This is a genomic window from Cellvibrio sp. UBA7661 (assembly GCA_002483365.1).
GTDB lineage: Bacteria > Pseudomonadota > Gammaproteobacteria > Pseudomonadales > Cellvibrionaceae > Cellvibrio.
Map to the genome: position 1 here is coordinate 92164 of DLHT01000005.1, position 15493 is coordinate 107656.

17 protein-coding genes are annotated in these 15493 nt (G+C 46.4%); 4 read left to right on the forward strand and 13 right to left on the reverse strand.

Features of this window, described 5'->3' with window-relative positions; translation table 11 throughout:
* Positions 1-74: 74 nt before the first annotated feature.
* The 6 genes from B2739_RS02900 to B2739_RS02925 all read right to left on the reverse strand — a co-directional run bounded on the left by B2739_RS02900 (position 75) and on the right by B2739_RS02925 (position 5752).
* On the reverse strand, positions 75-848 hold the full coding sequence (locus tag B2739_RS02900) for a hypothetical protein (protein WP_331344380.1): 774 nt from the start codon (positions 846-848) through the stop codon (positions 75-77).
* A gap of 166 nt (positions 849-1014) precedes the next feature.
* A complete protein-coding gene (locus B2739_RS02905; protein ID WP_331344381.1) occupies positions 1015-1599 on the reverse strand; it encodes a superoxide dismutase in 585 nt (194 codons plus the stop codon).
* A 179-nt stretch (positions 1600-1778) separates the two neighbouring features.
* A complete protein-coding gene (gene groL / locus B2739_RS02910) occupies positions 1779-3419 on the reverse strand; it encodes a chaperonin GroEL (RefSeq protein ID WP_331344382.1) in 1641 nt (546 codons plus the stop codon).
* A gap of 92 nt (positions 3420-3511) precedes the next feature.
* The gene (locus B2739_RS02915) at positions 3512-3802 is read right to left on the reverse strand and encodes a co-chaperone GroES (RefSeq protein ID WP_049630449.1); all 291 of its coding nucleotides are present in this window, start codon (positions 3800-3802) and stop codon (positions 3512-3514) included.
* 341 nt (positions 3803-4143) lie between these two features.
* The gene (locus B2739_RS02920; RefSeq protein WP_331344383.1) at positions 4144-4689 is read right to left on the reverse strand and encodes an FxsA family protein; all 546 of its coding nucleotides are present in this window, start codon (positions 4687-4689) and stop codon (positions 4144-4146) included.
* Between the two features lie 31 nt (positions 4690-4720).
* Positions 4721-5752 carry a DUF481 domain-containing protein gene (locus B2739_RS02925; protein ID WP_331344384.1) on the reverse strand — a complete coding sequence of 344 codons (1032 nt, stop codon included), beginning with the start codon at positions 5750-5752 and terminating at the stop codon, positions 4721-4723.
* 198 nt (positions 5753-5950) lie between these two features.
* Between B2739_RS02925 and B2739_RS02930 the strand changes: the two genes are divergently transcribed.
* Positions 5951-6265, forward strand: a complete 315-nt coding sequence (locus B2739_RS02930; RefSeq protein ID WP_331344385.1) for an MGMT family protein — start codon at positions 5951-5953, stop codon at positions 6263-6265.
* Positions 6266-6294: 29 nt separating this feature from the next.
* Entirely contained in the window at positions 6295-7581 is a 1287-nt protein-coding gene (locus B2739_RS02935) for an AmpG family muropeptide MFS transporter (protein WP_331344386.1), read from the forward strand.
* Positions 7582-7632: 51 nt separating this feature from the next.
* Here B2739_RS02935 and B2739_RS02940 read toward each other — a convergent pair whose 3' ends face one another.
* The 4 genes from B2739_RS02940 to B2739_RS02955 all read right to left on the reverse strand — a co-directional run bounded on the left by B2739_RS02940 (position 7633) and on the right by B2739_RS02955 (position 11282).
* Positions 7633-8115 (reverse strand): YajQ family cyclic di-GMP-binding protein, encoded by a 483-nt coding sequence (locus B2739_RS02940; RefSeq protein ID WP_331344387.1) that lies wholly within the window; start codon positions 8113-8115, stop codon positions 7633-7635.
* Positions 8116-8186: 71 nt separating this feature from the next.
* Positions 8187-9170, reverse strand: a complete 984-nt coding sequence (ampE, locus tag B2739_RS02945; RefSeq protein WP_331344388.1) for a regulatory signaling modulator protein AmpE — start codon at positions 9168-9170, stop codon at positions 8187-8189.
* Between the two features lie 49 nt (positions 9171-9219).
* Positions 9220-9774 carry a 1,6-anhydro-N-acetylmuramyl-L-alanine amidase AmpD gene (gene ampD, locus B2739_RS02950; RefSeq protein WP_331344389.1) on the reverse strand — a complete coding sequence of 185 codons (555 nt, stop codon included), beginning with the start codon at positions 9772-9774 and terminating at the stop codon, positions 9220-9222.
* 26 nt (positions 9775-9800) lie between these two features.
* Positions 9801-11282: an AAA family ATPase gene (locus tag B2739_RS02955; protein WP_331344390.1), complete on the reverse strand. Its 1482-nt coding sequence runs from the start codon at positions 11280-11282 to the stop codon at positions 9801-9803.
* Positions 11283-11426: 144 nt separating this feature from the next.
* Here B2739_RS02955 and coq7 point away from each other — a divergent pair, with 144 nt between their 5' ends.
* Positions 11427-12074 carry a 2-polyprenyl-3-methyl-6-methoxy-1,4-benzoquinone monooxygenase gene (gene coq7, locus B2739_RS02960; protein ID WP_331344391.1) on the forward strand — a complete coding sequence of 216 codons (648 nt, stop codon included), beginning with the start codon at positions 11427-11429 and terminating at the stop codon, positions 12072-12074.
* A gap of 69 nt (positions 12075-12143) precedes the next feature.
* On the opposite strand, the gene B2739_RS02965 is transcribed toward coq7, so the two are convergent.
* Entirely contained in the window at positions 12144-12563 is a 420-nt protein-coding gene (locus B2739_RS02965) for an OsmC family protein (RefSeq protein ID WP_331344392.1), read from the reverse strand.
* A gap of 280 nt (positions 12564-12843) precedes the next feature.
* On the opposite strand from B2739_RS02965, the gene crp reads away from it, so the two are divergent.
* The gene (crp, locus tag B2739_RS02970; RefSeq protein ID WP_349681264.1) at positions 12844-13479 is read left to right on the forward strand and encodes a cAMP-activated global transcriptional regulator CRP; all 636 of its coding nucleotides are present in this window, start codon (positions 12844-12846) and stop codon (positions 13477-13479) included.
* Between the two features lie 78 nt (positions 13480-13557).
* Here the strand turns inward: crp and trpC are convergent, their stop codons facing one another.
* Both trpC and trpD read right to left on the reverse strand, forming a co-directional pair.
* On the reverse strand, positions 13558-14355 hold the full coding sequence (gene trpC, locus B2739_RS02975; protein WP_331344393.1) for an indole-3-glycerol phosphate synthase TrpC: 798 nt from the start codon (positions 14353-14355) through the stop codon (positions 13558-13560).
* A 76-nt stretch (positions 14356-14431) separates the two neighbouring features.
* Positions 14432-15463 carry an anthranilate phosphoribosyltransferase gene (gene trpD / locus B2739_RS02980; RefSeq protein WP_331344394.1) on the reverse strand — a complete coding sequence of 344 codons (1032 nt, stop codon included), beginning with the start codon at positions 15461-15463 and terminating at the stop codon, positions 14432-14434.
* Between the last annotated feature and the right edge of the window lie 30 nt (positions 15464-15493).

The window sequence follows — 15493 nt, forward strand, 5'->3', positions numbered from 1 at the left end:
AAATAAAAAAGGGGATCGATTACTCGATCCCCTTTTTTACACATCCAGAATACAGACAACTCTGGGATTGACGATTATTTTGGTGCGCCACTCAACTGTTGTTTAATCTGCAGAATTTCGCGATTGGTACTGCGACGGAAATCATCGATAGCAGAAATAGCTTCTTCACTGTTACGCATACGACTATTTAACGTATCCAATGCCGTCATTTCCAAACGCATCTTATCCACTGCCTCTTTCAGATTTTGCACATTTTGTGTTTGCTGGCTGGTACTGGTCGCCATGCCATCAATTTTCACAGCGGCAGCGTCGGCAACGGCTTTATTAGCAGCAATTTCTTGCTTCAGTGTCGCAATTCCCGCTCTGGCATCTGTACCCAATTTCAGCGCATTGGCAGTATCACGGGTAACGGCTGTTGTTTTTTCGGTGTTCGCAGCAATCGCTTTGCGGTTGGTCTCTACCAAACCAGCAATACGACGCACTTCTGTATCCAATTTTTTGAGATTGGACTGTAAGGTCACTACAGATGCACTCGACTCTTCCGATGTCAAACTCAGCTGCTGCTCTAACCCCTGAATACGTACATCGGCTTGCTTCAGCATTGTTTGTGCTTGAAACAATTGCCAACCAAGAAAACCGGCACCGGCAGCGGCAATCAGCGCAATCACCAAAGCAATAGCCGGTAAACTACTGGAAGGTGCCGGTGCAGCATACGCGGGAGCAGCAGGTGCAGACCTGCGTGTTGGGCGATTTGACGTATCAGGTTCTGATTCTTGATAGCGACGCGACGGGGATTCTGCTGGTTCAGACATTCCGCCTGTCGATAATGTGGGTTCTCTGCGTTCCATAACAACTGTTACCTTCGATGATGCAGTGAGAAAAGTTCGCCAACCAGCGAACAATATGTGGTCGCATTTTATAGCACTGGCCTCCACAAACATAGGCCAGTCATTTTATTCTGGCCATAAAAAAACGGGCATTAAAGCCCGTTTTTTCTGCAAATCGCACTAGCCTTTATTTAGCGTAGTTAGCGTTCACGAATTCCCAATTCACCAGCGACCAGAAAGCGCCAATGTAGTTTGGACGTGAATTGCGGTAATCAATGTAGTACGCGTGCTCCCACAAATCGAGAGTCAAAATTGGAGTCACGGATGCATCAGTCAGCGGAGTAGCGGCATTGCTGGTATTCACAATCGCAACAGAACCGTCCGCTTTTTTTACCAACCAAGTCCACGAAGATCCAAAGTTGTTGATAGCTGAGTTGGTGAAATCTTCTTTGAATTTATCGAAAGATCCAAATGCCTTAGTGATCGCATCAGCAACTGCACCTGTTGGCGCACCGCCACCATTAGGGCTCAAGCAGTTCCAGTAAAAAGTGTGGTTCCAGATTTGCGCGGCGTTGTTAAACACTGGGCCAGTAGACGATTTAATAACGTCTTCCAAACTTTTACCTTCAAATTCAGTACCTGGAACCAAGGTGTTCAGTTTATCCACATAGGCTTTGTGGTGTTTACCGTGGTGATAATCCAGGGTTTCAGCAGAAATGTGTGGTGCCAGAGCGTCTTTGGCGTAAGGCAGTGCAGGTAATTCAAAAGCCATGATGTTTCTCCTAGTTCACGGTTGTATAGATTCAATCTCTGTTAAAAAAATCTGGTAGCAAATAATAACAACTAAACACAGACTCGCTTACTAAAAATTCGCGATTGCAAAAAAATGGGAAAACCAATCGCTGAAAACAATTACGGCCCACTAGGGGCCGTAACGATTGAGCGCGTTGATTACATCATGCCGCCCATACCACCCATGCCACCCATATCGTGGCCACCAGCAGCTGGCTTATCTTCTGGCAAATCAGCAACCATTGCTTCAGTGGTGATCATCAAACCAGCGATAGAACCAGCAGCTTGTAATGCAGTGCGGGTTACTTTAGCTGGATCGAGAATACCCATTTCAATCATGTCGCCATATACGCCAGTTGCAGCGTTGTAACCAAAGTTACCGGTGCCTTTTTTCACGGAATCAGCAACGACCGATGGCTCATCACCGGCGTTAGCAACGATTTGACGCAAAGGCGCTTCCATTGCACGGCGCGCGATGGTGATACCTGCGTTTTGATCTTCGTTGTCACCTTTCAGGTCAGCGATAGCAGCCACTGCACGAATCAGAGCGGTACCGCCTCCTGGAACCACGCCTTCTTCTACCGCAGCACGGGTAGCGTGCAGGGCGTCTTCAACGCGTGCTTTCTTCTCTTTCATTTCAACTTCAGTTGCTGCGCCCACTTTGATTACTGCAACGCCGCCAGCCAATTTCGCTACACGCTCTTGCAGTTTTTCACGGTCGTAATCAGAAGAAGTTTCTTCGATTTGTACACGGATTTGTTGTACGCGAGATTTGATCTCGTCCGCATTACCAGCGCCATCAACAATAGTGGTGTTGTCTTTGTTCATGGTGACGCGTTTTGCAGTACCCAAGTGCTCCAAAGTTGCGCTTTCCAGATCCAGACCCACTTCTTCAGAAATCACAGTGCCGCCAGTCAGTACGGCGATATCTTGCAGCATAGCCTTACGACGATCACCGAAACCTGGAGCCTTCACAGCAGCTACTTTCACGATGCCGCGAATGTTGTTTACTACCAGAGTAGCCAGCGCTTCGCCTTCAACGTCTTCCGCAACGATTACCAGTGGTTTGCCTGACTTGGCAACGCCTTCCAACACCGGCAGCAATTCGCGAATGTTAGAGATTTTTTTATCGACCAACAGGATGAACGGGTGATCGTGCTCAACGCTCATGTTGTCCTGATTGTTGATGAAGTAAGGAGACAGGTAGCCACGATCAAACTGCATACCTTCTACTACGTCCAGCTCGTTTTCGAGACTGGTACCTTCTTCAACGGTGATAACACCTTCTTTACCTACTTTTTCCATGGCTTCTGCAATCAGCTCACCAACAGAAGTATCGCTGTTAGCAGAGATGCTACCTACTTGAGAGATAGACTTGGTATCCGCACAAGGAACAGCAATAGATTGCACGTGTTTAACAGCAGCGGTAATCGCTTTATCAATACCGCGCTTCAGGTCCATTGGGTTCATGCCCGCAGCAACCGATTTCAAACCTTCATTAACGATTGCTTGAGCCAAAACGGTTGCAGTAGTAGTACCGTCACCCGCATCGTCAGATGCTTTGGACGCAACTTCTTTCACCATTTGTGCGCCCATGTTTTCAAATTTGTCTTTCAGGGAAATTTCTTTGGCGACAGAAACACCATCTTTAGTGATGGTTGGTGCGCCGAAAGACTTTTCCAGCACAACGTTACGGCCTTTTGGGCCAAGGGTTGCTTTAACAGCATCGGCCAAAATATTTACACCGGCCAACATACGTTGACGTGCGCTATCACCAAATTTCACTTCTTTAGCTGACATATCTTCACTTCCTACAGTCTTTTGTTAACACATGGAAACCGGCTATTGCGGTCTCACGTTAAATTCTTTGGCATTCGAATCAGATATTCGAATTACACCAGAACCGCTTTGATATCGGATTCACTCAGGATGACCAGTTCTTCACCGTCGATGGTAATGGTGTCGCTGCCAGCGTATTTGCCGAATACCACTACATCACCCACTTTCACATCCAGAGGACGCAATTCACCACTCGCCAGTACACGGCCATTGCCTACGGCTAATACTTCACCTTGATTCGGCTTTTCTTTCGCTGCGCCAGACAGGATGATGCCGCCAGCGGTTTTGGTTTCTTCTTCTTTGCGACGAACTACAACACGATCATGCAACGGACGAATTTTCATGGAACTTTGTCTCCTAACAAAACAGATTAAACACTCGCGGAACCCATCACCCGACACTCTACACATGAGCAAGGCATCAAGAGTGGGAGCAATGTGATCCGCGTGATGACATATAAGGACAGCCCGGAAAGTTTCAAGGCCATCAGTTAAGGCCACCGTTTTACAGGGGCTTCCCCCCTTAGTCTTAAACAAGGGCGGTGACCTAAAAGCGGTGACACCTATGTGGGGTTGGGTTTAAGGATTTCAACAGAAGGGTAGAGAAAATTTATGATATCCCGGCTTTAAGCCATTTCTGGTACCGGATAGGTTCTGGTTCAACTGGATTCTGGCTTGAATAGATTTCAGCGCTTTGTGGATGGAGAATCCTTTGGCGATGATTCGGGGCGTTGATCGATCAGGATCGCCTCTTCTGCCGGGTCACTCTTGGTATTCGCAGGCCCTTGGTGTTCGTACACATTGCCTTCTTGATACCCCCCGGATGTGCGCCTGAAAACCCCCGATGCAAACGGGTTAGCGCCGAAAGCCTGGCTATTGGCGGCAATTTTCGCCAGCCAACGGCGGAGTAGCCATTTACGCACCCAGGGAATAAAGCAGAGTATTGCCGCCACGTCGGAGATAAACCCGGGAATGATCAACAGTACCGCACCAACGGCTTTGAATAAGCCATCGGCTAGCGACTGTGCAGGCACCGCCCCGCCACTACGCACACCTTGAGCTGCGCGCAACATACTGGATGCACCTAAATAACGCAGCAAATTGAGCCCCACAATAATCATCCCGACCAACCAGGCAATCACCGCCAACGCACCAATTTCACTGCCGATAACAATCATCAGCCACAGCTCAACAAAGGGTAACAACAAGAGTGGGAGAATCGGCAGGCGCATTAGCGTAATCCAAAATGACAGTGCAGGCAGTCTACCATTTGTAACTCACTCCCAGCGACATGCGGGTGTCTTTTGGCTGGCGGGCAGGCTGAGGGTCTTTATCAAGCCAGTAATCGATTTTAAATTCAGAATAAATACGTTTGAGGATCATAGTGCTTAAACCCGTTGAGGTTTTTAACTGTAGATTCGGATCATCCTCGGTAGATTGCAGCACTTCATTGTTGTGAAAAATCCCAACCCCCCAAGGCAAGTTATAACTAAAATCCAAGGCGACACCCAAAGCGACAAAATCATCTTCCAATACATAATCACCAGTCACCCCTTCGAGCAGTTGATAGGACTCATCATGCAGTGCCAAACCCGACCTAAGCGCTAACGTCATCGTTTTATTTTCATAAAACTGATAGCCAGCACCGGACCCAAGCCGTTCATAAGAACGCATACCACGCTGGGGGTCTGCCCCTATCAACACACTGTTATACCAAAACCAATGCTCGCCCATAAACCAATCAAGTGAGTAATGCAGATTCCAGCGCTCCTGTGCAGTAGCGTAATTCCATGAAGCACGCGCAAATTCGCCACTGATAACATGACGAAAATCATTGCGACGTAAATTAACTTCACCCTGCGCATTCCATTCATTGCGCACCTCATTGCCACGAGAATACGCACCCCATAAATGAATACGGCCATGGTGCACGTAGGAATCTTTCACGTAAGTATCGTAGGGAATTAACGTTTTTATCCGCAGCAAAGAGGCCCGTTTTACAGGAGCTGATTCGCCACAGCGATAGCGTAAGTATTCGGCATCCATTGGCTCCAAATAACATGGATTGTTATTACCATTAATTTTCAGGGCAACATGGGTTTGAATATTTTTGATATTGGTTTTCTTGATATTTTGATCGCCAAAATTTTTGGATCGCCACAATAAATTGTCAGCATCAATACTAACCAGCTCACCTTCCAGACGATCGCCATTCAATAATTCAACGACTCCTGCATGACTAACGGGCGCAAACGACAAGAACAACAGACAAACAATCAATAACGTTTTGGACACAGTCCACCAATTGAGCAACAGAAGTGGTTTAATCAGGAATCGATTGTCATTAAAGTAACCTCTTGTCGTTACTGCAATCACATAAGTGTTAATAGTGTAAATTTAGGTTTCCGAGGGTTTAGCGGCGTAAACTTGCAAGGAAAATTGCTAACGCACGCACCAATCACGTAAAAACACGTCATCTATACAGTAATCACCATGAATAATTCAGGCTCAAATCGCGACGCTATTTATCTCGCCCTGATGACCATCCCGGCAGGCAAAGTGATCACTTATGGGCAACTGGCCGCACTAGCCGGCCTGCCCGGTGCTGCTCGTCTGGCAGGCACTGTTCTTTGTGGCTTACCCGAAAACACAGCACTACCGTGGCACAGGGTTGTTAACGCGCAGGGTAAAATTTCAATGCCGGAAGGCTCTCCCGGCCATAAAGAACAAAGGCATCGATTAGAAGCAGAGGGCGTAAAATTTAACAATCAAAAAATCAGTTTGCGCATTTACGGTTACAATAACTAAACACTCACAATCAAAAAACCAGCTTATCTATGACATCCTCACATTCAACAGAAAATAACTACAAAGGCTGGAGTGGAATAAAGCGCGCGTTCGCCACCCCTTCTGCGCTCACACTATTTTGTCTTGGCTTGGGTTCAGGCTTACCCTTTTTATTAGTGGGTGGAATGACATTGTCCACATGGTTGCGCGATGTCGGATTTGAGTTAAGTGTGATTGGCTTAATCAGCTTTGTCGGTTTTTTTTATGTGCTCAAATTTTTATGGGCACCATTGATCGACAAATACAGCCTGCCTTTTTTGGGCCGTCGAAAAGGCTGGCTGGTTCTGTCCCAAATTATCCTGATTGTCACACTGAGCGCTATCGCTTTGCTTGGCCCGGAATCATCGCTGGGTGTTTTTATCGTACTGGTAGGCGTTGCTGCATTTGCAGGTGCAACACTGGATACTGTTGTCGATGCTTATCGTATTGAAATTGCACCGATCGAGTTTCAAGCAGCACTCGCGTCTACTTACATCCTGGGATATCGCATCGGATTAATTTTATCAGGTGCCGTTGCATTTTATCTCGCTGAGCTATGGGGATGGACCAGCGCTTACTTAATGATGGCACTCTGTATGGTAATCCCACTGATTGCCGCAGTTATTTGCAAAGAGCCGACCACCCCACAAACAATCGTAGTGCGCGATGTGCATATTGTTGATGCTTTCATCAAACCGTTTCAGGAATTTTTTTCACGCAACGGTGTAATACTTGCACTGGCATTATTAGTGTTTGTCGGTTTATTTAAACTACCCGACCAAATGATTGGAGTTATGGCTGGGCCATTTTATTTGGACTCAGGTTATACAAAAGCAGACATTGCCACCGTATCTAAACTATTTGGCGTATGGGTGGGAATTGCGGGAGCATTTTTAGGTGGCATTTGCGTAGCAATATTCAGTATGCGCAGCATGCTATTTGTAGCCACAATAATTGTTTCTGTGTCCAATATTGCCTACTTATTGATGGCAAATAACCCTGGGCAAGACTGGGCATTTTTTACAGCTATCAGTGCCGATAACATTTCACAAGGGTTCGCTGGTGTAGTATTGGTCGCATTTATGTCTAGCCTGACCAACCAGAACTTTACCGCAACGCAATATGCGTTACTCGCCTCATTGGCAAACTTACCGGGTAAATTTATCGGCGGTTTGTCGGGTTATATTGTTGAGGCAAGCAGTTATTCCTGGTTCTACATTTTTAGCAGTTTGTCGGTGATTCCAACGCTGCTGATTCTCGCTTGGTTATGGAACCGGCTGCACAAAACTTCCGCGTAAAATAAAAAAGCCCTGCATAAGCAGGGCTTTTTGTTGATGCACCCACAAAAATTAATCGCGGAAGTTTTCAAACTGCATTGGCATGCCCAGTTCTGCTGCGCGTAACGCAGCAATACACTCTTGCAAGTCGTCGCGCTTTTTGCCTGTTACACGCACTTGCTCGCCCTGAATACTCGCCTGTACTTTTAGTTTTTTATCTTTTACCAGCGCAACAATTTTTTTGGCCAGTTCTTTGTCGATCCCGGTGCGAACAGTGACCTCACGCTTCACTTGCTTACCCGCACTTTTGATTTGTCCTATTTCAAGACAGCTGACATCGATACCATTTTTTGCCATAGCAGGTCTAAGTAAATCGAGCATTTGATCCAGCTGCATCTCAGCATCTGCCGTGATGGTAATTAGATATTCCTTAAGTTCGAAGCTCGCATTCACACCTTTAAAATCAAAACGATTGGTAATCAAGCGTTGGGCCTGATCAACCGAGTTGGTCAACGCGTGCTTATCAACTTCCGAAACCACATCAAACGATGGCATAACTAACCTCAAACTTTTTCAATTTAACGTTTGTACATATGTTTATTTTGTACACATCTCAATAAGGTGCATTACACGATCAGGGTCGCAAATGCGATTGCACACACCCAAAACAGAAGTGAACGTGTATAAAGCGGCATACTGGATTTAACCAACGCGAACGAATATGCAGGCTCCGAGTGAGTAGTAATTACATCACCCGTTAAATCTTCAATAATATCCTGCGCCTCTTCTTCCATTTCTTCCTGCATTTCTGCTTTTTCAGCAGGAGCCATTTGTGCCATAGCCGCATCCGAACATTCTGTCGGTGCACCTAAAGCGCCACGCAGGCATTCATTCAATACGTGTTCGGATGAGCTCTGTATATCCAATAAATTTTTACGAAGTGGGCAGGTTTCAAAATTGCCGACTAGCGCCCAGGTCACCCCCATCAAGCGCACCGACGGCAACTCTAATAACCACAGCCATTTGCTCGCAGCCTGTGCGGCATCACTGCCATGCTCAGAAAATTCGCGATAAAGCACGCTCAGGCGATACAACAGCGCACCAAACGGACCCGCAATAAAAAACCAGAATAACACGGCAAAAATACGCTCAAAACCGCGGTAAGCGATAATCTTTAGTGCTTCGCCATGCAAAGAACGCCAATCAGCATTATCACTACCAACCGTTTCAACATCGGTATTACCACGCAGCCTATCAAGTAATTGCACCGCTGCTACAGAATCACCACGCGCCGCCAGAGCAATATACTCCTGGATATCAGCAATCAGATTGCCGCGCCCCAAACTATAAAGCAGCACCAGTGAATACAGCAGAAACAAACCAAACCAAGGCTTATCAAACGCCTGGTTGATTACGACAAAAATCAACACCAGCACAGCCAATGGAATCACTAGCGCTACAGCAAGTGGCAAAGCAGGTACAGCAGCAAGGCCTGGCACTTTTTGCAGGCGGTTAATAAGCCATTTGAACCAACCATCGTGGTGGATGATGCTGGCCGATCCCAACCAGTAAATAATGGCAAGCACTGCAACTAAACTAAGAAAAATCATATGGCCCCACATTCATGAATCAATCCGGCCTACATCAATCCGGAATAGGTTAACCGGGTGAATAATTGAGCGAATCTCGATAACGCCGCCAATCAAATGCAGGCCCCGGATCTGTTTTTCGCCCGGGCGCTATATGCTCATGCCCGGTAATGCGCCCATGCGTTAGTTTAGGATAAGTTTGTAGCAACTGGCGAGTAACTTTATCCAATGAACGGTATTGTGCATCGGTATAGGGAATATCGTCTGCGCCCTCCAGCTCTATACCAATACTGTAATCATTACAGTTGGTAACCCCCTCAAAACTGGAATTACCTGCATGCCAGGCACGATCGTTGAATGAAACAAATTGGATTACTTCACCGCTGCGTTCAATAAATACATGCGCAGAAACTTGCATGCTGGCAATCGTTTCAAAATACGGATGCACACCCACATCCAACTGATTTTGGAAAAATTGCTGCACATAGCCTCCACCAAACTCTCCCGGCGGCAAACTTATGTTATGAATCACCAACAGGCTAACAACTGCACTTTCAGGTCGTTGGTTGTAGTTGGGCGATGGGTATTTTGTTGCCCACTCAAGCCAACCGTTAATGATGGTCACTGTATCTATCCTCTTTAGCCTGCAAATCAAGCAGGAATGGTGCGATCAGCTGCCCACTGGCGCAATCCTGCTATTTGCTCCGCCATCACCACAGACAGTGGACTGGTTGCAGCAATTTCCTTTAATAAAATTGCATCCGTTAACGCCTGGCCTTCCGCTGCCGCAGAATAAAGTGCCGCAATAATTGCCTGTTCAATTTCAGATCCGGAAAAACCTTCCGTTGCTGCGGCAAGTTGTTCAAGATTAAAAAGCGTCAATGTGCAATCGCGTTTAAGTAAATGGATCGCAAATATATCTTTGCGCACATCCAACTCGGGTAAATCGACAAAAAAGATTTCATCCAAACGGCCTTTGCGAATTAACTCGGGAGGCAGGCGCGAAATATCATTACTGGTCGCCACAATAAATACACGCGTGCGGCGCTCTGCCATCCAGGTCAACAGCGTTCCCAATAAACGCTGGGATACACCGTTATCGTGACCATCTTGTGCCATCCCTTTTTCGATCTCATCCAACCACAACACGCAAGGCGACATAGCATCTGCTAATTTTAATGCCTCACGTAAATTACGCTCGGTTTCACCATGGAATTTATTGTAGAGCGCACCTACATCCATACGCATCAACGGTAATCCCCATAAACCTGCCACAGCTTTAGCCGCAAGACTTTTACCGCCGCCTTGCACACCCAGCAATAAAATACCTTTTGGACGATCCAATTTTGAATCATCTTCATTAAACGCATCGCGACGCGTAAGCAACCAACGTTTTAAATTATGCAAACCACCTACGCTGGAAAAATCTTCGGTTTTTTGTTCAAAACTGATGACACCTTCCATATCCAGCAACGCAAACTTTGCTTTGTTTATGCGAGGTAAATCTTCTTCGTTAAGCGAGCCATCATTCCAGATAGCACCGCGCACCAAGCGGCGCACATCGCTCACACTCATTCCCTGTAAATTATTTACCAGTTTTTTCAGCGTAATGTTGTCAGTTTTTACTCTTGCACCCGCATGACGGTCAGACCAATCCTTGGCTTCTTCGCGAACAATTTCCATAATTTTGTCATCATCCGGCAAAGTCAAAGAATAAGAGGCGCTATATCGAGAAAGCTCAGGCGGTAACCGCAATTGATGACTCAACAACACCAATGTATGCGGCACTGCGAAATGATTCAGCGCGATATCTTTTAATAAGCGTACGACATGAGGTTGCTCGTTTAAAAATGGATGTATATCACACAATGCAATCATGGATGGCTGTTGCTGTTGCTTGATGTGACGCAGCATTTCCTCCGGATCATTTAATTCACTGCCTTTGGGCACCAGCTGTGGGCCGAAATTTAACCGAACCAAACCATCGGTGACTGACCAACGATGCAAGTCTTTACCTTGTTTATTGGCAACCTTTAGCAAGACATCCAGCGCTTTTTTTTCTTCATAGGTTTCTATAACCAAAAGCGGGATGCGCGCATCCAACAACAATTTGATTTCATCGACATCGTGCACGTTTGTCTCCTTCCTGCATTACATTATTGTGCTGTTGATTAGTAAGAATGCAGTGGGCGGCGCTGGCTTGCAATAGTTTTCCGTTACTGGTGTTTAAACCAGGTTTTCTGTTTAAATGACACTATTGCCAGAGGAACAACCACTATGCCCAGCAGACATTTAAGCCTGATTGACAATTTGATTATCAACGCTGACCGCGCACTACGCACACTGGCTGCAGGTAGCGATATGACCTGTGAACGCCCATCACCGGCAACTTCCATTCATGAGAGCCAACTAAGCGACGTTGAACGCAAAAAAGCAGCTGCACTGATGCGCGTGAACCACACAGGTGAAGTCTGTGCCCAAGCGCTTTACCAAGGTCAGGCACTAACAGCCAAACTACCAAATGTGCGCACAGAGATGGAAAAGGCAGCGGATGAAGAAATTGATCATCTGGTGTGGTGCCAACAACGCCTTGACGCACTGGGAGGCCATACAAGTTATCTGAACCCGCTTTGGTACGGACTATCATTTGCGATTGGGGCAGGCGCGGGGTTGATTAGCGATAAGGTGAGTTTGGGATTTGTCGCGGCAACAGAGGATCAAGTCTGCAAACACTTGCAAAGCCACCTGACACAACTACCCGAAGCAGATGTCCGCAGCCGCGCTGTTGTAGAGCAAATGCTGATCGATGAGGCGCAACATGCTGAAGTTGCGTTGGACGCAGGCGGCTATCGTTTCCCAAGGCCTGTCAAGGGCGTAATGACGTTGGTATCAAAAGTAATGACGGGCACGAGTTATCACATCTAAACCGAACCAGATATTACTCCAATAAAAATGCCCGCGATTGCGGGCATTTTTTTGGACAACCGGATCTGATCAAGCCTCACTAATCTCATATGAATGCGTAATCTCAACACCACCAGCTTCCAACATAATAGAGGCGGAGCAATATTTAGTTGCTGATAGCTCTACTGCGCGTTTGACCTGCGTTTCTTTTAGATCTTTTCCCTTTACCAGAAACTTCATATGGATTTTAGTAAACGGGGAAGGAACACCTTCTGCACGTTCCGCCTCCAATTCGCAACGGCAATCTGTCACTTGCTGGCGAGCCTTGGTCAAAATACTCATCACATCAAAAGACGAACATCCACCTAAACCAAGTAATAACATTTCCATAGGGCGCACCCCTGTATTGCGCCCACCGTGATCAGGAGGGCCGTCCATTAACACCGCATGACCGCTGCCTGATTCACCTAAAAATTGGGCACCATCCACCCACTTCACCACTGCTTGCATAATCACACCTGTTAACACTATTAGCACCCGAAAGAAGGCGCTAGCGTAACATAGACAAAGATCAAACTGAAAATGTCACCAAAATCAACACGCAGCCCCAAAAAGGCGATTTTATGTAGACAATTCAATTATCTAGGCTTATAACTGCATCACAAATTTTCAGGTTGTAGGGACATGTCTATAGCCGCCCAATCACCTTGTCGTCATAATAAATTTTTATTTGCATTCGTAATATAAAAACTTATCAACTGTCACTATTGATCACTTAGGGAGCCACACCTTGGTCGCTGTCTCACTCACACCGCACATTAAGAATGTGGAAGAATTTTTAGTTCATTGTCATCGTCGCCGTTATCCTGCAAAAAGCACCATTATTTATGCTGGCGACAAAAGCGACTCCCTGTATTACATCGTGAAAGGCTCGGTCACTGTTTTGATTGAAGACGACGAAGGTCATGAGATGATCGTCGCCTACCTGAACGATGGCGACTTCTTTGGTGAAATGGGCTTATTCGATGAAAAAGACTCACGCAGCGCGTGGGTTCGTGCAAAATCCGAATGCGAAGTGGCCGAAATCAGCTACGCTAAATTTCAGGAAATCTCCGAGACCCACCCTGAATTCTTATTTGCACTAGGCAGCCAAATGGCACGCCGCCTGCGGGCAACCACTCGCAAAGTGGGGGATCTGGCATTCCTTGATGTCACTGGCCGCGTCGCTCGTACTTTATTAGAACTTTGCAAAGAGCCAGATGCAATGACTCACCCCGATGGTATGCAGATCAAAATCACCCGTCAGGAAATTGGCCGGATTGTGGGTTGTTCGCGCGAGATGGTTGGCCGCGTCTTGAAAACTCTCGAAGAACAAGGCTTAGTAATGGTAAAAGGAAAAACGATGGTAGTTTACGGTACACGCTGACATAGCATCACCCGGACAATAAAAAAGCCCGCAATTGCGGGCTTTTTTATTGTTGCTTCAGCTAGGCTGACTAACAAGCTAAGCGAAAAACTCCGCCAGAGCAACGCCGGGTTCATCTGCACGCATAAATGCCTCACCCACTAAAAAAGCATTAACGTTTTTAGCGCGCATCGCAGCAACATCTGCCGGTGCCAAAATACCACTCTCGGTTACTACAAGGCGATCACTGCCAATACTATCCAGCAATCGACAAGTTGTATCCAATGTAACTTCAAAAGTATGCAAGTTACGGTTATTAATACCAATTAGTTTATTGGGCAACTCCAACGCTATATCCAACTCAGCCTGGTCGTGAACTTCTACCAATACATCCAAACCAATTGATAAAGCCAATGTATTCAGCTCTTTCAATTTTTCAGGTGATAAGGCAGCAACAATAAGAAGCACACAATCCGCCCCCATCGCTCTTGCTTCATAAATTTGATATTCGTCGACTAAAAAGTCTTTACGGATCACAGGCAAACTCACGGCAGCTCTCGCTTGCTGCAAATAAATATCTGCCCCCTGAAAAAAATCAACATCAGTTAATACTGACAAGCACGCCGCACCGCCTGTTTCATAGGAGCGTGCAATTTCATCAGGCACAAAATGCTCGCGAATAACGCCTTTACTGGGCGAAGCTTTTTTAATTTCGGCAATCACTCCGGCTTTGCCTTGGGCAATTTTATTTTCAATTGCTTTCACAAAACCGCGAGCAGCAGGTTGAGCAGCGGCACGCGCTTTTAATTCATCGAGCGAAATGTGTTGTTTACGTTCAGCAATTTCTTCCCATTTGCGCGCGATGATTTTGCGCAGCACGGTTGGTGTATCAGACATGAAATTTTCCAACAAAAAGTCAATAAGTTGATCCTGCCATCAACTCTAAAAACAGAGTCAATTATTCAAGATGCTGTTATTCAAGGTATTGAGTGAACGCCGCCAATTCGCGAATTTTTTCACCTGCCAGACTACTACCGATGGCATCACGAGCCATCTCTACACCATCCGATAAACTACTGGCAACGCCACTCACATAGATCGCAGCACCTGCGTTTAATGCGATAATATCAGCAGCCTTCTCGGCATACTGACCACGACGATTGCCCAGTGCATCGCGAATCAACAACAGCGAGTCTTCAGCATTACTTACACTCAAACCAATAAGGCTTTTGGACTGCATGCCAAAATCTTCAGGTTTGATAATGTATTCCCGGAGGTCACCATTTTTTAATTCTGCAACCTGTGTTTCGGTGGCAAGGCTAATTTCATCCAACCCATCTTTTGCATGTACCACCATCACATGCTCGCTGCCCAAGCGCGCCAATACTTCCGCCATTGGCTTGCACAATTCGCCATTGAATACCCCAATAACCTGGCGCTTCACACGAGCCGGGTTAGTCATAGGACCAAGCATATTAAAAATCGTACGCATTCCAAGTTCTTTGCGCGGACCAATAGCATGACGCATCGCACTGTGATGTGCTGGTGCAAACATAAAACCCACACCAATTTCGCGCACACAGCGAGCAACTTGTTCAGCACTGACATCTAATTTAATACCAGCCGCCTCCAGAACATCCGCACTGCCTGTTGAGCTGGATACGGAGCGATTTCCATGTTTGGCAACACGGCCACCAGCTGCCGCGACTACAAATGCACTCGCAGTAGATACATTAAATAAATTGGCACCATCTCCACCGGTGCCGCAAGTATCCACTAAAAATGGAACGTCAATATCAACGGGAGTGGCCAATTCGCGCATGACCATTGCCGCACCGGTGATTTCATCCAGCGTTTCGCCTTTCATGCGTAATGCCACTAGAAAGCCGCCAATCTGGGCAGGTGTAGCACCACCGGTCATAACCTCACGCATGACTGAAATCATTTCTTCAGTACTTAAATCAATACGTGCGACTAACTTTGTTAATGCTTGCTTGATTTCCATTGCCATATACCTTTTTCTTCTGCCGCAAAA